The 18,663-nt window shown below is 30.3% G+C and carries 14 protein-coding genes; 7 read left to right on the top strand and 7 right to left on the bottom strand.

The features are described from left to right. Positions 1-149 precede the first annotated feature (149 nt). From Q4586_RS05770 to Q4586_RS05750, 5 genes are all read right to left on the bottom strand, one after another. Positions 150-2,459: a type IA DNA topoisomerase gene (locus Q4586_RS05770; RefSeq protein WP_303527215.1), complete on the bottom strand. Its 2,310-nt coding sequence runs from the start codon at positions 2,457-2,459 to the stop codon at positions 150-152. Between the two features lie 74 nt (positions 2,460-2,533). Continuing rightward, entirely contained in the window at positions 2,534-3,325 is a 792-nt protein-coding gene (locus Q4586_RS05765; RefSeq protein ID WP_303527213.1) for a TrmH family RNA methyltransferase, read from the bottom strand. 163 nt (positions 3,326-3,488) lie between these two features. Continuing rightward, entirely contained in the window at positions 3,489-4,787 is a 1,299-nt protein-coding gene (locus Q4586_RS05760; RefSeq protein ID WP_303527212.1) for an amidohydrolase family protein, read from the bottom strand. Positions 4,788-4,806: 19 nt separating this feature from the next. Continuing rightward, complete coding sequence (locus tag Q4586_RS05755) at positions 4,807-7,740, bottom strand: amidohydrolase family protein (protein ID WP_303527210.1); 2,934 nt, start codon at positions 7,738-7,740, stop codon at positions 4,807-4,809. Positions 7,741-7,810: 70 nt separating this feature from the next. Then, the gene (locus Q4586_RS05750) at positions 7,811-8,866 is read right to left on the bottom strand and encodes a WD40/YVTN/BNR-like repeat-containing protein (protein WP_303527208.1); all 1,056 of its coding nucleotides are present in this window, start codon (positions 8,864-8,866) and stop codon (positions 7,811-7,813) included. A 50-nt stretch (positions 8,867-8,916) separates the two neighbouring features. On the opposite strand from Q4586_RS05750, the gene Q4586_RS05745 reads away from it, so the two are divergent. Both Q4586_RS05745 and Q4586_RS05740 read left to right on the top strand, forming a co-directional pair. After that, entirely contained in the window at positions 8,917-9,870 is a 954-nt protein-coding gene (locus Q4586_RS05745; RefSeq protein WP_068705692.1) for a patatin-like phospholipase family protein, read from the top strand. A 4-nt stretch (positions 9,871-9,874) separates the two neighbouring features. Beyond that, positions 9,875-10,768, top strand: a complete 894-nt coding sequence (locus Q4586_RS05740) for a DUF72 domain-containing protein (RefSeq protein WP_303527205.1) — start codon at positions 9,875-9,877, stop codon at positions 10,766-10,768. A 105-nt stretch (positions 10,769-10,873) separates the two neighbouring features. On the opposite strand, the gene Q4586_RS05735 is transcribed toward Q4586_RS05740, so the two are convergent. Together Q4586_RS05735 and Q4586_RS05730 are read right to left on the bottom strand one after the other, a co-directional pair. Further along, entirely contained in the window at positions 10,874-12,031 is a 1,158-nt protein-coding gene (locus tag Q4586_RS05735; RefSeq protein ID WP_068705734.1) for a hypothetical protein, read from the bottom strand. A gap of 258 nt (positions 12,032-12,289) precedes the next feature. Then, positions 12,290-13,744, bottom strand: a complete 1,455-nt coding sequence (locus Q4586_RS05730) for a GFO_1087 family putative carboxy terminal peptidase (RefSeq protein ID WP_303527202.1) — start codon at positions 13,742-13,744, stop codon at positions 12,290-12,292. A gap of 159 nt (positions 13,745-13,903) precedes the next feature. Between Q4586_RS05730 and Q4586_RS05725 the strand changes: the two genes are divergently transcribed. The 5 genes from Q4586_RS05725 to Q4586_RS05705 all read left to right on the top strand — a co-directional run bounded on the left by Q4586_RS05725 (position 13,904) and on the right by Q4586_RS05705 (position 18,656). Next, positions 13,904-14,413, top strand: a complete 510-nt coding sequence (locus Q4586_RS05725) for a GFO_1088 family ECF-type sigma factor (RefSeq protein ID WP_068705736.1) — start codon at positions 13,904-13,906, stop codon at positions 14,411-14,413. Then, the gene (locus Q4586_RS05720; protein ID WP_068705740.1) at positions 14,400-14,870 is read left to right on the top strand and encodes a PG0215 family putative anti-sigma factor; all 471 of its coding nucleotides are present in this window, start codon (positions 14,400-14,402) and stop codon (positions 14,868-14,870) included. Before Q4586_RS05725 ends, Q4586_RS05720 begins: the two co-directional genes overlap by 14 nt. A 45-nt stretch (positions 14,871-14,915) precedes the next feature. Next, positions 14,916-15,440 (top strand): GFO_1090 family protein, encoded by a 525-nt coding sequence (locus Q4586_RS05715; RefSeq protein WP_068705742.1) that lies wholly within the window; start codon positions 14,916-14,918, stop codon positions 15,438-15,440. Positions 15,441-15,510: 70 nt separating this feature from the next. Further along, on the top strand, positions 15,511-16,074 hold the full coding sequence (locus Q4586_RS05710) for a GFO_1091 family lipoprotein (protein WP_303527195.1): 564 nt from the start codon (positions 15,511-15,513) through the stop codon (positions 16,072-16,074). 134 nt (positions 16,075-16,208) lie between these two features. Continuing rightward, on the top strand, positions 16,209-18,656 hold the full coding sequence (locus Q4586_RS05705; RefSeq protein ID WP_303527193.1) for a M1 family metallopeptidase: 2,448 nt from the start codon (positions 16,209-16,211) through the stop codon (positions 18,654-18,656). Positions 18,657-18,663 lie beyond the last annotated feature (7 nt).

Below are 18,663 nucleotides of genomic sequence, written 5' to 3'. Positions count from 1 at the left end.
CAAGTTCAGAAAGATGAATTTTAATATTTCTTGATTTTTAAAAGCGGATATTTTATGTCAACCTAAATATATTTTAAGTTATCATACAAACAGATTTATTTCTGTTTATAGGATGCGATTCTGAAACAAGTTAAGAATGACGTTAAGTACTAATTTGAACTTATAATTTTAAAAACCAACTCTTTAGTCAATGCTTGTCCGTTAGCTATTTTTTTGATGTTATCAAACGTAAAAACAAAATCACACCCATTTTTATAATTAGAGCATCCGTAAGCAGATTTTCCTTTTAAAATAGTTCCTTTTTTACATTTAGGACAAGTAATAATGTCAGCAACTTCAGATATTTTCGATTGTGATTTAACGGACGTTTGTTTTTGCTCTAGCTTTAAATTGAAATTAGCATCAAAACGAACCAAACCTTCAACTTTATCTTTGCCTTGTTTAAAACCTTTTAAATTAGTGGTACATCCTTTATCGATTAAACGAATTAGTTGCGTTTCAGATATTTTTTTATCCATAAAACTAAAAGGCAATTTAAAATCACATCCATTTTTGTAACTAGAACATCCGTAGGCTGTATTTCCTTTTAATAATTGTCCTTTTTTACATTTCGGACACTCTTTAGCAACGACTGTTTTCTTCTTTGAAGTAGCTTTTTTATGTTTTACTTTCGGAGTTTCATTTTCAGAAGACAGTCGTTTTGTTTTATTGCTAGAACGGACTTCATACACCAATTCATCCACCATTTTTTTCATATTATTGATGAAAATACCGGCATTAAAATCACCACGTTCAATTTCTTTCAAGCGTTTTTCCCAACGACCTGTTAATTCAGCAGATTTTAGTAATTCATTATCTATCAAATCAATTAAATCAATTCCTGTTTGGGTAGGAATTACTAATTTTTTTTGACGCTCGATATATTTTCTTCTGAATAACGTTTCAATAATACTTGCACGAGTTGACGGACGACCAATACCGTTTTCTTTCATTAATTCACGCATTTCATCATCATCAACCTGTTTACCAGCAGTTTCCATAGCACGTAATAAACTTGCTTCGGTATAATTACGTGGAGGTTTGGTTTCTTTTTCTAAAAAACTAGGTTCGTGCGGTCCTTTTTCACCTTTTACAAAGGCAGGTAAGGTGTTTGCTTCTGTTTTTTTAGTATCATTTCCGTATTCGAATACAACACGCCATCCTTTAGATACAATTTCCTTTCCGCTTGTTTTAAAAGCTATTTTGTCAACCTCACCAATTACCGAAGTATTTGCAACCTCACTTTCTGGATAAAAAACAGCAATAAAACGACGCGTAATAATATCATACACTTGTTGTTGATTATATTGTAAATTATTTTGAATTCCGGTAGGAATAATAGCGTGGTGATCGGTTACTTTTTTATCGTCAAAAACCTTTTTAGATTTCTTTATTTTTTGCCCTAATAACGGTTTTGTTAACTCGCTGTAGTCTGTTAATTTGGTTAATATTCCTGCTATTTTAGGGTACACATCATTCGGTAAAAAAGTAGTATCAACTCTAGGATAGGTAACTACTTTCATTTCGTAAAGTTTCTGAACTATTTTTAAGGTTTCATCCGCAGAAAACCCGAATTTATTATTGCAATATACTTGTAAGCCCGTTAAATCAAATAATTTAGGAGCATATTCTTTTCCTTTCTTTTTGGTAACCGAAGTAATTTCGAAATCGCTTTCTTTTACTTTATCAGCAAAAACCTGACCTTCTTCTTTTTTTAAAAAACGTCCTTCTTCGTAGCTAAAAAGCGTATTGCGATATAAAGTTTGCAGTTCCCAATAAGGTTGTGGTTTAAAATTTTGAATTTCATTAAAACGATTTACCAACATTGCTAAGGTAGGAGTTTGCACTCTACCTACCGATAATACTTGCTTGTAGCCACCAAATTTAACAGTATATAATCGTGTTGCATTTAAGCCTAAAAGCCAATCGCCAATGGCACGAGAAAAACCTGCGTAATATAAATTATCGTATTTTTCGGCAGGTTTTAAATTGTTAAATCCATCTCTAATAGCTTCTTCGGTTAGCGAAGAAATCCATAATCGTTGTACTTCTCCTTTGTAATTTGCTTGGTTTATTACCCAACGTTGTATCAGTTCACCTTCTGTACCGGCATCCCCACAGTTTATAACAACGTCAGCTCTTTCAAATAACGATTTAACGATATTGAACTGTTTTTTTATACCGCCATCGTTGGTTACTTTGGTGTTAAAACGTTCGGGAAGCATGGGTAAGTTGTTTAAATCCCAACTTTTCCAATGCGGTTTGTAGTCTTTAGGCTCTAAAAGTGTACATAAATGTCCGAAAGTATAGGTAACAGCATAACCATTACCTTCGAAATAACCATCTCGTTTGGTATTGGCTCCTAATATATTAGCAATTTCGCGTGCTACACTCGGCTTTTCGGCGATACAGACTTTCATTAAAACTATTTAGAAAATCGAAATTACTAAAAAACTTGAGTTACGCCAATAAAATTATAGAGTAAAAAGTATATTTAAAACCCTCGTTGTCTTTTGGCCTCGAAAGTTAAAATGGCAGCGGCTACAGAGACGTTCATCGAATCTATTTGTCCTTGCATAGGTATATTGATGTTTTGCGTTGCTTTATCTCTCCAAATTTGTGTTAATCCGGTTGCTTCGGTACCTACAACTAAAGCAGTTGGTTTGGTATAATCGTTTTTATGATATTCGTTAGAATTTTGAAGCGTAGCGCTGTAAATATTGATGTTTTTTTGTTGTAAAAAATCAATAATTTCTTCGGATGTTCCAACTCCGATTTGATTGGTAAATAAACAACCAACACTAGAGCGCACAATATTAGGGTTAAATAAATCGGTTTTTGGATTTGCAATAAAAACTGCATCTACATTTGCGGCATCCGCAGTGCGTAACATAGCACCAATATTACCGGGTTTTTCAATGCCTTCTAAAACTAAAACAAGTGGAGTAGTGGTATTAAATTGAATACTCTCTAAAGTATAATCTTTCGATTTTACTACAGCAACCACACCTTCGGTAGTATCGCGATAAGCAATTTTTTGATAGATTTCTTTTGTAATTTCTATACAGTTTTTAGTATGTTTCAATAGCTCTTCTAAACTTTCGTTAGAAAACATATCAGTTACAAATAAAATAGTTTCTATTTGATAGCCACCGCTAACTACTAAGGATATTTCACGTTGGCCTTCAACTAAAAACAATCCTTTCTTTTTACGTTCTCGGGATTTATCTTGAAGTTTTAATAAATCTTTAATAAAAGGATTCTGTATGCTGCTAATTTGTTTCATAAATACAAAAATACCCAATATTGAGTATTTTATACTATTGATTTTCGTATATATTTATAATGAATTTGTTAACGTAAACTTTGTGGTTAAAATTTATTATTAATAATTTTTAACAAATTGATTTGAATTAAAAGCTCGGTAGTGATACCGAGCTTTTTTATTTTTATTGATTTTTATATTTATTAGAATAACGTTTCCAAAGTTTTGTTTGATGGGTCTCTAAACTAATTTTTCTACCTTGAATAAAAGCTTCTGTTAAAATATTGGTTCGCATATCTAGCGCATCTCCTTCCGAGATAAATAAAGTAGCATCTTTACCAACTTCTAAAGTACCTACTTTATCATCAATGCCTAAAATTTTGGCATTGTTTTGTGTAATTAACTGCAATGCTTTTTCTTTACCTAAACCATAAGCAGCATAAGTTCCTGCGTAAAAAGGTAAGTTACGTGTACTCATACGTTCCATTTCCCCTTCCATACCTAAACCGACAGTAATACCTGCATCTACTAGTACTTTTGCTGTACGGTATGATAAATCATAGTCTTCATCTTCGGCACCCGGTAGACGATGTGAGCGTAATACGATTACCGGAATATTATTTTCCTTTAATAAATCGGCTACTTTTTCAGCTTCACTTCCTTGTACAATAACGATGTTTTTAATGCCTACTTTTTTCAACGTTTTAATTACGTCAGTAATTGCTTTTTGTCCGTTTACATGCACAAACATTTTCTGAGAACCGTTTAAGACTCCTTGTAAAGCTTCATAAGGTAAAATTTTAGCAGTTTTATCACCTACTAAATACGTCTTTGCATTGTTAATGTAGTCAGTAATTTGATTGATGTTTTTAGCGTAGTTTTTGTTTGGTTTTAAGCCAGGATCTTCTCCTAACCACCAACGACCACGACTAAAAACTCTTGGCCAATTCATGTGAATTCCATCATCTGTTTTTAAAGCAGCATCTTCCCAGTTCCATGCATCAAATTGTACTACAGATGATGTTCCTGAAATAACGCCACCACGAGGTGTAATTTGCCCCATTAAAACCCCGTTTGGACGCATAGATTCCACTATTTTACTTTCTGCATTGTAAGCAATAATACTACGAATGTGAGGTAGCATAGCACCAACTTCATCAGCATCTACAGTAGCTCTTACAGCATCAATTTCTGCCAATCCTAGAGAAGTGTTTGCAGCAATAAATCCAGGATACACATGTTTTCCTTTTGCATTTATAACTTTGCCTTTTCTGGCAATTTTCATCATTGCATTACCAACAAAAGAAATTTTACCATTAGTAAACATAATTAATGAATTTTCAATCACTTTTCCGTTTCCTAAATGAGCAGTCGCTCCTTCGATACTATAATCTTGTGTTTGTTTTGCGGCGGGTGTTTGTTGCGCCATTATATTTCCTATAAATAAGAAACATAATAAACTATATATAACTTTAATTTTCATGTTTAATGTTTTAGGTTTCTTATTCTGTATCACAGTGAAATAATTTTTTAGACTTCTTAACAGGTGCTTGTGTTTTAGCTCCTTTTAGTTTTTCTTGTAACATCATGTTAATCAATTTAGCACGTTCTGACTTAATTGTAACACGTTTCTTTTTATCTTTTTCGATATCAAAATAAACAGCTCCATCAATAATTGTTTTTTCAGCTTTGCTGTAAACAGATAAAGGATTTCCGCTCCATAAAACAACATCTGCATCTTTACCAACTTTAATACTACCAGTACGATCGTTTAAGTGTAATAATTTAGCAGGATTTATGGTTACAGTTTCCCAAGCTTCTTGTTCACTTAATCCACCATATTTTATCAATTTAGCAGCTTCTTGATTTAAGCGACGCGACATTTCAGCATCATCTGAATTAATAGCAACCGTTATTCCTTGGTTATGCATAATTGCAGCATTGTAAGGTATTGCATCGTTAACTTCGTATTTATAAGCCCACCAATCTGCAAAAGTAGAACCACCAACACCGTGTTCTTTCATTTTATCAGCTACTTTGTATCCTTCTAAAATATGTGTGAATGTGTTGATGTTGAAATCAAATTTTTCAGCAACTTTCATTAACATGTTAATTTCTGATTGCACGTAAGAGTGACAAGAAATAAAACGTTCTTTATTAATAATTTCAGCCAACGTTTCTAGCTCGATATCTTTACGATAAGGTTGTCCGCTTTTCTTTTTAGCATCGTATTCTTTAGCACGCTGAAAATAATCGATATACACTTGTTCAACTCCCATACGTGTTTGTGGGAAACGAACGGTTTGTAAATCTCCCCAGTTGGCTTGCTTTACATTTTCACCTAAGGCGAATTTGATAAATTTCGGACTGTTTTTATAGATTAATCCATCAGCATTTTCTCCCCATTTAAGTTTGATAATTGCAGAACGACCACCAATTGGATTTGCTGAACCATGTAAAATTTGAATAGAAGTAACCCCACCAGCAATGTTTCTGTAAATATTAATATCATCCGGGTCTACAACATCTTCAATAGTAACTTCGGCAGTAGAATTATGACCAGATTCGTTTACTGCAGAAGTTGCAATATGTGAATGCTCGTCAATAATACCAGCGGTTAAACATTTTCCTTCACCGTTAACAACTTTAGCTCCTCTTACAGAAATGTTTTTACCTATTTCAGAAATTTTTCCATCTTTAATTAAAACATCAGTATTGGTTAAAATTTCTTTGTTTTCAGAAGTCCAAACAGTTGTATTTTTGATTAAAATAGTTTCTTTTTGAGTTTTAGTATAATTCCCATACCCGATATTCGGATAAGAAACAGCAACAACATTAACGTTTTCTTCTTTTTTCTTCTTTTTCTTTTTGCCTTCTTTTTTAGAGTTGAAAGTAGCTGTCCAATTGGTTTCATCACCAGTATTGGTAACAGCTTTACCTTTAATGTTTTTAGCATCTACTATTCCAGATAAACGTGTAAAAGCATCACCTTCTCTTAAAGTAATAGACATCCAATCATCTTTAAAAGAAAATTTAGAGTTTACCTTTTTTCCGTCTTTCTTAATGATAGCTTTTTGCTTTGTACCTTTTCCGCTGATAGACATTTTATAGGTATTACCATTAACTGCCAATGTATATTCACCAGAAAGATCTTTTATAGTAATATCGTTTACAACATTTTTGTTTCCTTGTACCCAGTTTTCGTAAAGTGTAGTGTTTTTATCAAAAATATCACCAGAAGTAATTAAAAAGTTAGCATAACTACCTTTATTTAAGTTTCCTATTTTATCATTTTTTAAAATTTTAGCAGGAACACTAGTCAAGGCTTTTAAAGCAGTAGTTTTATCCAATCCAAATTTTATTGCTTTGTATAAGTTGATCTTAAAGTTTTCTACTTTTTTTAATTGAAAAGTAGTTAAAGCAAATGGTACATTATTTTTAGCAAGAACAGCAGGGTTTGCAGGTTCTTGATTCCATTTACGCATATCGCTTAACGCAATTTTATCCGCTAAAAAAGCATTACTTACATCGTATGCTTTTCTGAAATTAATAGGAATAATAAAAGTAGCATTCGTATTTTTAATATCGTTTACACGTTCATACTCGTTTCCTCCACCTACAATTGTGTATTGAATTCCGAATTCATCACCAATTTTATCAGCACGTAAATCATCTAAATAATTTCCGGCTCTAAATATTTGAGGAAGGTCTTTTTTATCATTTAAAGCTTGTAAAGCTAAATCTGTATTATCGATATTTCCACCAGCATACCAGTTTGCATCTGAGTAAGTTTGACGTAATAAAGACATCGCACCCATACGAGAAGTAGGGTAGGATTGACGAGATTTGTTACTTTTACTAAACGATAAATAGTTTGCAGATTTTTTATTTAAAATACGATATGCATCAGATGATACGCTGTTTAAAGCAACTAATACACCGTTACCTTGCATAATTCCGTCGTTTTGATGTGTGTTTACAACCCCAAAACCTAAATTAACTAATTCTTTAGCTTTTTTGTTATCAAAACTAAAAACTTCAAAAGCATCAGTATCAGGACGAATATGATCGTTCCAATAATATCCTTTTCTGCTAGCATCGTATTGTGGACCTCTACCGCTTTTTCTTTTTGGAGCTGTTACACCAAAAGTACTGTAGACATCTACAAAAGATGGATAAATAGTTTTACCTTTTAAATTAATAATTTCTGTTCCTTTCGGGATTTTTACAGATTTACCTATGTTTAAAACTTTTCCGTCTTTAATAAGTAATGTTCCTTTTTTAATAATATAAGTCGGACTAGCATAAATTTTTGCATTTGTAAACGCAAATAATTTATTTTTTGAAGTTTTAACTCCGGTGTTACTTGGAAAGTATTCTTGTGCATAAAGTGTTGTTACACACAAGAATACTAATAGCATGAGGATTTTTTTCATTGATAATTAAGTTAGTTTATGTGATAAAGGTATTTGTTTAATATTAAGTTGTCTTTGTTTTAACAAAATATTAATATTTGTTTAGGACTAATTTCCCGATTTTTTGGTGTCCAGATAACCACGCAGTATTTTTATCTACAAATTGAATAGTATAATAAGCGTCGCTGCTTACTTCTGTCCATGTATGCCCGCCATCGTTAGAAAATGAAACTCCGGTTTTACCCACAGCAAAAATTTCTTTACCGTTAGTATTAGGTACATATTGGACACAACTTTTGTAATTAGGATTTTGATTATCGGCAACTAAAGTCCATGTTTTTCCTCCATCTGTAGTTATGGCTTTATTGGCACAATTATCATTAGGTTTTGCATAATTACCACCAATAGCAATCCCGTTATTTTCATCATAAAAATCGATAGAATAAATCCCTTGTGATCCATCACCTTGAATAATAGGCGTGTTATATATTTCCCAAGTTTTTCCGAAATCAACAGATTTTAAAATTCTAGCTTTAGTTCCACCAGAAGCAATCCACACCGTATTGTTTACAATTTTTATATTGGTATTACTTGCAGCAAAAAAAGCTTCACCTTCTTCGAAATTAGGTAGTTTATTGCATGGAAGTTTTGTCCAAGTAGTTCCACCATCCGAAGTTAAAATAATAGAGGCACAGTTTTCGGTAGGATCACCAACTGCGATTCCGTGTTTTCCATCAGCAAAGAACTTCATGCTGTCGTAAAACACTTTTTCATGAGTTTCTTTGTATACTAAAGTTGTTTTTTTAGTTGAATCATCTATTTTATAAAGTAAAGCAGGATTACCAATGCTTAACGCATAGGCATTTTGGCCATTAAAAGCTATGCTTCTGAAATGTGGAGTGATAGTATCTTGGTGTTTAACATATGTCATACTCCAAGTTTTTCCTCCATCTTTGGTACTACCAATATCTCCTTTTGAACCAGCAAAAATAATTTCATTTTTAGTAATTGCTTTTATTGCACGAATACTTGTGCTATCTTGTTTAAATTCAGTAATTTTAATAGTATCAAAAGATCTTGCTAGCTGTTTTTTTTTACAAGAAAAAGAAATTAAAAGAACTAAAATTAAAAGTGAGAATCGTTTCATTTTTTATGATATTTTTACAATTCTAAAAATAGGTAAATCAAATTAAAACAATGAAAAAAGCATTGGTAATTTCTGGAGGTGGGAGTAAAGGCGCATTTGCAGGAGGTGTTGCACAGTTTTTGATGAAACAAAAGAAGAAAGAATACGATATGTTTTTAGGAACATCAACCGGTAGTTTAATGGTTTCTCATTTAGCGTTAGGAATGGTTGATGAGTTAAAAGAATTGTATACATCGGTAAATCAAAAATCTATTTTTAGTAACAGTCCGTTTAGAGTAAAATCTGTTCACGGAGAAAAAGTTATATCTATACGACATACCAATACATTTTGGAACTTTTTAAATGGACGTAAAACTTTTGGAGAAAGTAAGAATTTACGAAAGTTAATTAAGAAAAAAGTTACCAAAGAAATATACGATGAAATTCGTGCAAAAAATAAAGAAGTGGTAGTTACGGTTTCTAATTTAACAGCAAACCAGATTGAATATAAATCGATTTTAGAATGTGAATATGATGATTTTTGTGATTGGATTTGGGGTTCGTGTAATTATGTGCCGTTTATGAGTTTGTTAGAAAAAGATTACTGCCAATATGCAGATGGTGGTTTTGGAAGTTTAATTCCGATAAGAGAAGCTATTGAAAGAGGTGCTACCGAAGTTGATGCTGTTATTTTAGCCACTGAAGTAACACAGATTAATAGATTGCCAGCTAAAAATCCGTTTTCGTTAATGATGGATACGTTTGATTTTATGCTAGAAAATGTGGAGCGTCATAATATTACTATTGGAAAATTATCTGCTAAACAACATGGTGTAAAATTGAACTTATATTATACACCAACTGTTTTAACAACCAATTCATTAGTTTTTGATAAAGAAAAAATGAAAAAATGGTGGAAATCTGGTTATAGCTATGCTAAAAAATTAGATGATGAGAAAATGAGCGAGTTTAGACCAGAAATGATTGATAATAAAGAAATAGAAGAGGGTTTAGAAAACGCATAATTTTATGAAATTTGGAAAAGTACTCAACCCTGAGTTAATCGATTTTACATTAGCAAAAACACATCAAAAAACAGTAAAACTATTAAGTTCTTTTAATAAAGTTGATACTCCAAATATTTATGTTGGATGTGCTAAGTGGAATAAAGCCGATTTAAAAGGGTTTTATCCGAAGGGAACTAAAGATGAATTGGGGTATTATTCGAAACAATTTAATTCAATTGAGTTGAATGCAACATTTTATCGCCAATATTCAGCTGAACAATTTGAAAAATGGCAATTAAAAACACCAAAAGTGTTTAAGTTTTTTCCGAAATTAACGCAAGATATTAGCCATTTTAAACGATTACAAGGTGTTCAAGATTCTGTAAATTTGTTTTTAGATAACGCAGTTCATTTACAAGAAAAATTAGGTACTATTTTTTTGCAAATGCATGAAGGGTTTAATTCTAGTAATTTTGATAGTTTACAAAATTTTGTAATTAGTTGGCCAAAAGAAATAAAGCTAGCAATAGAAGTTAGAAATGAAAACTGGTTTAATAATTTAACTGTTTTTAATGAATATACGCAGTTATTAGAAGAAAATAATATAGCAAATATATTAGTAGACACTGCGGGTAGGCGCGATATGCTGCACATGCGTTTAACAAACAACGAAGCTTTTATTAGGTTTGTAGGTGCAAATCATCCGACGGATTATGAACGTTTAGATGCTTGGGTTTATAGATTAAAAGAATGGAGCGATTTAGGGTTGAAAAATATTCATTTTTTTATTCATCAGAATATAGAAGTCGAATCACCTTTATTAGCGGCTTATTTTATTAAGAAAGTGAACAAAGCATTAGGAGCAGATTTAAAAATACCGAATGAAAGTATAAATCAACAAATGAGTTTGTTGTAAAGTAAAAATCCAACGATAAGGCTGGATTTTTTATTTATTGAAGCGGAGTAAAGTTGGTATTTCTTTTTTGAGTAGGTGACAAAACACTTGTAAAAAGAAGTATAGTTAATTGTTTTTTACTCTTCTTGTTTTTTTCTTAATTTGTTTTGAAAAAGGTTTGTCAAAAAAAGAAATAATTACAGATTCACCCTTGTTATTAAGCTTTATTTTTGTTGCGTATGATAAATATTCAAACTTTATTGAAATTATTTTTTTATTTTCTATTTCTTGAAATTGTTTTTTATTAATTTTTTTCAAAATTCGATCTATTTCAATATCCGAAAAATCATATTTACTTAATAATGATAACATTCTATTAAAGCCTTTTTTTTCTAATGCGTCTAGAATTTTTTTTCTATAATTAGGAATATCTATATTTTTTTCGGCTATGAATTTGTTATACTTATATAGCAAAACTAAAGTAGTCGTTCCTTCCAAAGGAATATTAATATTTATTTTTTTTATATTGTTGATATCTATAGAATATGATTGAATAACAGACGTAACTTCCTTAATAATTACTTTTTTTTCAGAGTCATCTAGGTCATAACTTGAAAGTAGTTCAATAGTTTTATTATTAATTTTATTCTGTTTATCTAATTTTTTTCTTTTCTCTTGTTCTTTTAACTTTTTAATTCGATTTACTTCTGCAATTTTTTTATTTTTTTCTTCTTCAATTAACTTTTTAACTTCTTTTTGTTCAGCTAATACTTTCTCTTTATATGCTTTGGTAATAACATAATTAATGGCCTTAGTACTTGCTCTTAAACTAAAAGATATATCGTTTTTTCCATAATTATCCTTAATTCTAACATTTACTTTATTAGCGGTTTTTAATTTTTCAATAAATTCAAGTTTACTTATACTTTCATTTGATTTAGTATTTATAAAATCATTGAAAAATATAATTTTATTATTATCTGACTTTGAAATATTAACTGATTTGTAGAGGGTGTCAAGTTCATCATTGAAAATCCATAATACATTTGTTTCTGATAAATTTTGAAAGTAACCAGCATCAGCAATATAAAAATTTAAAGATTCATTTTTAAAAAGATTGATTACAAGTAATGGGTTGTTATAAGGGAAGTCGGTTCCTTTTCCTTTTATACTTGATGTCTTATACTTTCCATCAAATACATTTCCACCAGATTCAAAGCTCCAATTTTGAGCTGAAACCATTATTTGACGAAGTAGAATAGCAATAAAAATAATTTTTTTCATAGTTTTTGTTCTTTATCCTTTTTTCTTTTTATAAAAATAGTACTATTCTGCAAGCCATTAAATAAAATTTTAATAAAATCTGTCGGAGCAAATCGTCCGTCAAGTTATTGCTTAAAAGAGTGGTGTGATTTAGGATTAAAAAATCTAACCAAGAATTTAGGACATATTTAAAAGTTTCTAATAAAAATACAAAAAATGAGCTTGTTATAAAGTAAAAATCCAGCTTTAAAGCTGGATTTTTGTATTGGTTTCAATCATTTATTTTAAATCGATATACATATTGTTATAATCAATATATTTCATGTTAGAGTTCCATTGTGGAGCAAAGTTCGATTTTCTTTTTTTAGTTGCAGAAACACCTTTAGCACCTGTGGTAATATATTGTATGGTTCTTTCTAATAATGGTTCGGTAATATCACCAATTATGCCTAAATTACCAGGATCCTCTTCCATAATTACTTCAGGAATAAATCCTTCAGGTTTATTTTCTCCATTACTATTCTGAATTTCTAAAACAATTGGTTGCATTGCCCAAGCATGATTTGTTTTAAAATTTGGGCCGTTACGCGAAAAGTTATCAGAATCGTACAAGGTTATTGAGCCTACATGTTTACCGTAAGTTTGCGATCCTACAAGTTTTACATTGATGTAAGGAGATAATGCATTTATAACTAACTCAGATGCCGAAGCGGTATTTTCTGAAACAATAAAATATACTGTTGGTAAGTTTAAATTATTAATGTTTTCATCTAAAATAGTGTTTCCATTACTGTCTTTATTTAAAATTTTATCCGTGAAATTATTAATAAAATCATCTGGGTTTCTACCAGCCATTACTTTGTTATTCCAAACTTGTTTAGAAAACAGCTTATTATTACCTTGCCCAGCAATCATACTTCCTAAATACACAGCCGTTTGCACTGATCCACCACCATTGTATCGTAAATCGATAATTAAATCGGTAATGCCAGCGGTTTTAAAATTAGCAAATTCGGTATTTAAATCTCCATCAAAATCACGTGAAAATTGATTGTACATTAAATAACCAATAGTATGGCTACCATCAACAATAACAGTAGTTTTTTTAATTGGGCTTTCAGTTATTATTGCGCTATTTAGTGTTATGGTTGTGCCGTTGCTTACAGGGTTTCCTGCATTATAATCGGCTAATTGAATTGTAAACGAATCGGCACTAAATAAAGCATTTACATTGGCTCTTGTTAGTATGGTTCCGTTTACTTCAGTAATAAGCATTCCTCTAACAATTCCTTTGGTTTCAGCATCAGAATTTTTTACAACGTCATATACATACACATAATAATTTCCAGAACCATCGGCATAATCAGCTCCTTTAAGTTTTATTCCTGTCGTTTGTCGTGTACCTTCAAAAGATTGTTCTAAGGCAATGTAATCATCAACAATCCAAGAATAAGTTCTGTTAGGATCTTTGGGATATTCACTCGGTATGTGTAATAAATTGTAAAATAAATTTTCGGGATTATTATAATTATCTAAATATCCAAAAAGCTCTTGATTGTTATTAAAACGTCTGTCAGATAAATCAGGTACATCTTTTTGCCACAAATAATAGGCGTTTAAGCCTTTCCAAACAAAATTTTGAACTTGAATGTCAGTAGGAATATTTTCTTTATCGCTACAAGAAATAGTAGCAAAAGCTAAAAATACAATAAGTAATGTTTTATATAATTTCATAAGGAGTATATTAGTTATAATGTCAACGCAATTTAATCAATATTATTATTTTTTTTGATTGTTGCTGTAACAAACTTAAAACTACGTCGTCGTAGTTATGTAAACCAGCTAATAAAGATGTAATTTTAAAGTATGGCTTACAAATTAATTAACTAAACAATGAATCAATCAGATTTTTTAAAAGTTGTATTACCCTTTAAAGACAAAGTTTTTCGTTTAGCAAAAAGACTTTTAGTTTCTAGAGAAGAAGCTGAAGATGCTACACAAGAGTTAATTTTTAAGTTATGGAGAAATAAAGAGAAATTATCAGGTTATAAAAATGTAGAAGCATTTGCGATGACGATGACAAAGAATTATTGTTATGACCGATTAAAATCGAAACAAGCTAGTAATTTAACTTTAGTTCATAGTAATTATAAAGAAAAGGAAACGTCTTTAGATAAAAAGGTTGAGCATAATGATAGTGTAAGCTTAGTACATAAATTAATAGAAAAATTACCAGAGCAACAAAAAACAATTATTCAATTAAGAGATATAGAACAATATGATTTTGATGAAATATGTAAAATGGTAGACATGAAACCAACTGCTGTTAGAGTAGCTTTATCAAGAGCAAGAAAAACAATACGAGAACAATTAATAAAACAACATAACTATGGAGTTAGCTAACATAGAAAAATTAGTACATAAATACCTAGAAGCAACAACGAGCTTGCAAGAAGAAAAAGTATTACAAGAATACTTTACTTCTGATGATGTGGCACCTCATTTGCAAGAGTACAGTATGTTATTTAGTTATTTTAAACAAAGTAAAAACGAAACCTTTACCCAAACCATTCAGTTAAAACCTGAGAAAACTAAAAAGAACTGGAAATGGTTATCGGTAGCAGCGTCAGTCGTTTTACTATTTAGTGTATTTGTAGGTAATGAAAAGTATCAAGAGCATCAACAAAGAAAACAGTTTGCGCAGGTAACAGCAGCGTTACAACTACTTTCTGTCAATTTAAACAAAGGAAACGAGGCACTGTATGCCGTTTCAAACAACTTAAACAAAGGAAATGAAGCTTTAGCGCATTTAAACACCTACGAAAAAACAGTAAATAAAGTAATTAGTAAAGTAAATTAATAAAAAAACAAAGTAAAACCAAGTACTTAATAAACCAAGACAATCATGAAAAATATAATTATAATATTCGTATTCATATTCACAGCAAACTTAACTTTTGGGCAATCAATGTTTGATAAATTAGAAGACATCGATGAAGTATCATCAGTAGTAGTAAATAAAGATGCTTTTGAAATGTTATCAAAATTTAATGTAGGTTCAGGAGACAACGAAGCTATTGAAGTTTTTAATATGATAAAAGACTTAAAAGAATTAAAAGTTTTTACTACAGAAGATTCTGCTATTTCTTCACAGATGGAAGGGATGGTAAAATCATCAGTTACTAAAAATAATTTAATAGAATTAATGCGTGTAAAGGATAAAGGATCACGTGTTAAAATTTATGTAAAATCAACAAAAAATAAAGATTTTGTTAGCGAAGTTTTAATGTTTGTAAAAGACAAAGGTTCTAAAAAAGGGGCGGCAGAATCGGTTATTGTATCTTTAACAGGAACAATCGATATTAATAAAATGTCGAAATTAGTTGAAACATTTTCAAAAGAAAAAAATGTAAAGGTTAGTAATAACTAAAATCACTTTTATACAGGAGTAAGTAATGTATTTCTTACTCCTTTTTTATAAACCCTAAAAAAGAATCAATATGAAAAAAATATTTATGTACTCATTATTATTAGTTGTTTTTGCTACTGTTTCTTGTAAAAAAGAAACATCGTTACAAGGATATTTAGTAGAAAGTCAAGATAAAAAAGAATTTATAACGTTAGATGTTCCTGCAAGTGTACTTCAATTAAGTATGGATAAAGCATCAGAAGAAGATAAAAAGGCATTTGAAAGTATTCGTAAAGTGAACATTACCGGTTTACCATATAAAGATACTGACGTAAAAATGTATGAAGAAGAAAAAAATAAATTAAAAGTAATTTTAAAAAATTCTGACTACAAAAAATTAATCAATTTTAAAAAAGATGGCATGCATGCTGCAATTTACTATTCAGGAAAAACCGATGCTATTAACGAAATTATAGCTTTTGGTTATGGTAAAGAAATGGGCGTTGGTATTGCACGTATTTTAGGAGATAACATGAACCCTGGTAAGATTATGGAAATGATGAAAAAATCGAAAGTAGATGCAAATAATTTAGATTTAAGTCAGTTTAAATCTCTTTTAGGAAAAAATAAAAACCAAACAAATCAAACTGAATAAGTTACTGTGGAGTAATCTTAATAGTTAAAGTATAAAAAAGCCATCAATTTATTGATGGCTTTTTCTTTTTAACGACTCATTAACAAGCCTCCCAATAGATTTTCCTATTTTTGACATTCAAACGAAAATATTTTATGAAGCTTCAAAAAGCCCTTACCTTAACAATACTTTTTTTTTCACTTACATTATTTTCACAGTCTGAAAATAATTATAGAGCAGAAAAAGATAAAGTTCACGATTTAATTCACACAAAATTAAAAGTTGATTTTAACTTTAAGGAAAAGCAGTTAAATGGTGAAGCATGGATAACATTAAAGCCACACTTTTATAAAACGAATAAAGTTACTTTAGATGCTAAAGCAATGCTTATTCATAAAATAACGATGAATAACCAAAATTTAGACTATAATTACGATGATTTTAAGTTGATAATTGATTTACCTCGTGCTTATACAAAAAATGAAAACTTTACACTTTATATTAAGTACACCGCACGTCCTGAAAAAGTAAAACAAAAAGGAAGTGCAGCGATAACATCAGCTAAAGGATTGTATTTTATCAATCCAACAGGGTTGGATAAAAATAAACCTACACAAATTTGGACACAAGGAGAAACTGAAGCAAGCAGTTGTTGGTTTCCTACAATAGATGCACCAAATCAAAAAACATCACAAGAAATTTATATAACTGTTCCTAATAAGTACGTAACACTTTCAAACGGTAAGCTAGAAAAACAAACAAATAACAATAACGGAACAAGAACCGATTACTGGAATTTTACGCAAAAACATGCACCATATCTATTCTTTATGGGAGTGGGGGAGTATGAAATAATAAAAGACACGTATAAAAATATTCCGGTAGATTATTATGTAGAAAAAAAATATGCACCTTATGCAAAAGATATTTTCGGAAAAACACCTGAAATGTTAGCATTCTTTTCAAAAATTACTGGAATAGAATATCCTTGGAATAAGTATGCGCAAATTGTTGGACGCGATTATGTAAGTGGTGCTATGGAAAACACAACAGCTGTTATTCATGGTGAAAATGCCTATCAAATGCCAGGGCAATTGATTGATGAAAACATACAAGAAAACACCATTGCTCATGAAGCTTTTCATCATTGGTTTGGCGATTTAGTAACTGCTGAAAGTTGGAGTAATTTAACCGTTAATGAAAGTTTTGCTAATTATAGTGAGTATTTATGGCGCGAATATAAGTACGGTAAAGAGGATGCTGATGCTCATTTATTAGCAACTATTGAAGGGTATAAAAACGGACAAAATTACGATAAACATTTAGTTCGTTTTAAGTATCATGATAAAGAAGATATGTTTGATGCAGTTAGCTATAACAAAGGTGGTGTAATTTTACATATGCTACGAAACTATTTAGGTGATGAAGCTTTTTATGCCGGATTAAATAAATATTTAACTGATAATAAATACAGTACAGCCGAAGCTCATCAATTACGTTTAGCTTTTGAAAAAGTAAGTGGAAAAGACCTAAATTGGTTTTTTAATCAATGGTATTTTAGTAGTGGACACCCGAATTTAGAAATTTCGTATGATTATAATAAATTACGAAAAACAGTAACGGTAAATATTATTCAAAACCAAGCAAATGAATTTAAATTTCCTTTTGCTATTGATGTTTTTGAAGGAAGTAAGCGTACACGTCACAACGTTTTTGTAACAGGTAAAGATGCATCATTTACCTTTCCTTTTAGAAAACAACCTACTTTAATTCAAGTAAATGCAGACGGGGTTTTGTTATGCGATATTGTTGAAAATAAAGTGTTAAGCGATTATATACATCAACTAAAATATGCCGATAATTATATACATAAAAAAGAAGCGTTACTTGAAGTTGCAAAAAAACAAGATGATAACAAAGCTTTTGAAGCCATCGCAAATGCAATGAATAATGATTTTTATAAAATTAGAATTTTAGCCTTAAAAAACATCAATTTAATCTATAAAGGATCAAAGAAAAAGGTTATTGATAATATTAAGCGAATAGCAATGAATGATCCTAAAACTTTGGTACAAGCAGCTGCTATTGAAACGCTAGGAAAATTAACCGATCCAGAATTAAAGGCGGTTTTTGAAAAAGGTTTGCAAAGTAAATCATATGCAGTGCTAGGTAAGTCGTTAGTGAGCATGTATTACATAGATAAGGTATTGGCTATTCAAAAATCAAAAACATTGCCAGTAGCAGTTAAAAATATTATAGCAACCCCGTTAACTCGTATTTATTTAGAAGAGAATGACGATGATGAGTTGGTCTTTATTGCAGGTAATGTTATGGCTGGAATGTACTTAAGTCAAAATAAAAAAATACAATCGTTGTATAAAAAAGCGTTTGAAAAAATTGCAAAAAGCAATAATACTGAAGCTATTAAAAATTTAGCGGATGATATTGTAGCAAAAGGTATTCAATACAAACAATATAATTTTGATAAAGTAGGAATCAATTTATTACGACAAATAGTACAAAAGCAAAAAAATGTTAGCGCTACTAATAAAATACGCAATATTGAAGTTGTTAAAATAGCAATGGCAAAATTATTAGAATAAGTAATTT

The organism is Tenacibaculum soleae (assembly GCF_030549005.1).
GTDB classification, from domain to species: Bacteria; Bacteroidota; Bacteroidia; order Flavobacteriales; family Flavobacteriaceae; genus Polaribacter; species Polaribacter soleae.
This window is presented reverse-complemented; position numbering and strand designations above follow the sequence as displayed.

What these genes read in the sequence shown, in the direction of transcription:
- Q4586_RS05770 (WP_303527215.1), bottom strand. Translation starts at nt 2,459, where the DNA reads ATGAAAGTCTGTATCGCCGAAAAGCCGAGTGTAGCACGCGAAATTGCT.
- Q4586_RS05735 (WP_068705734.1), bottom strand. Translation starts at nt 12,031, where the DNA reads ATGAAAAAAATTATTTTTATTGCTATTCTACTTCGTCAAATAATGGTT.
- Q4586_RS05725 (WP_068705736.1), top strand. Translation starts at nt 13,904, where the DNA reads ATGAATCAATCAGATTTTTTAAAAGTTGTATTACCCTTTAAAGACAAA.
- Q4586_RS05750 (WP_303527208.1), bottom strand. Translation starts at nt 8,866, where the DNA reads ATGAAACGATTCTCACTTTTAATTTTAGTTCTTTTAATTTCTTTTTCT.
- Q4586_RS05745 (WP_068705692.1), top strand. Translation starts at nt 8,917, where the DNA reads ATGAAAAAAGCATTGGTAATTTCTGGAGGTGGGAGTAAAGGCGCATTT.
- Q4586_RS05760 (WP_303527212.1), bottom strand. Translation starts at nt 4,787, where the DNA reads ATGAAAATTAAAGTTATATATAGTTTATTATGTTTCTTATTTATAGGA.
- Q4586_RS05720 (WP_068705740.1), top strand. Translation starts at nt 14,400, where the DNA reads ATGGAGTTAGCTAACATAGAAAAATTAGTACATAAATACCTAGAAGCA.
- Q4586_RS05765 (WP_303527213.1), bottom strand. Translation starts at nt 3,325, where the DNA reads ATGAAACAAATTAGCAGCATACAGAATCCTTTTATTAAAGATTTATTA.
- Q4586_RS05705 (WP_303527193.1), top strand. Translation starts at nt 16,209, where the DNA reads ATGAAGCTTCAAAAAGCCCTTACCTTAACAATACTTTTTTTTTCACTT.
- Q4586_RS05755 (WP_303527210.1), bottom strand. Translation starts at nt 7,740, where the DNA reads ATGAAAAAAATCCTCATGCTATTAGTATTCTTGTGTGTAACAACACTT.
- Q4586_RS05715 (WP_068705742.1), top strand. Translation starts at nt 14,916, where the DNA reads ATGAAAAATATAATTATAATATTCGTATTCATATTCACAGCAAACTTA.
- Q4586_RS05730 (WP_303527202.1), bottom strand. Translation starts at nt 13,744, where the DNA reads ATGAAATTATATAAAACATTACTTATTGTATTTTTAGCTTTTGCTACT.
- Q4586_RS05710 (WP_303527195.1), top strand. Translation starts at nt 15,511, where the DNA reads ATGAAAAAAATATTTATGTACTCATTATTATTAGTTGTTTTTGCTACT.
- Q4586_RS05740 (WP_303527205.1), top strand. Translation starts at nt 9,875, where the DNA reads ATGAAATTTGGAAAAGTACTCAACCCTGAGTTAATCGATTTTACATTA.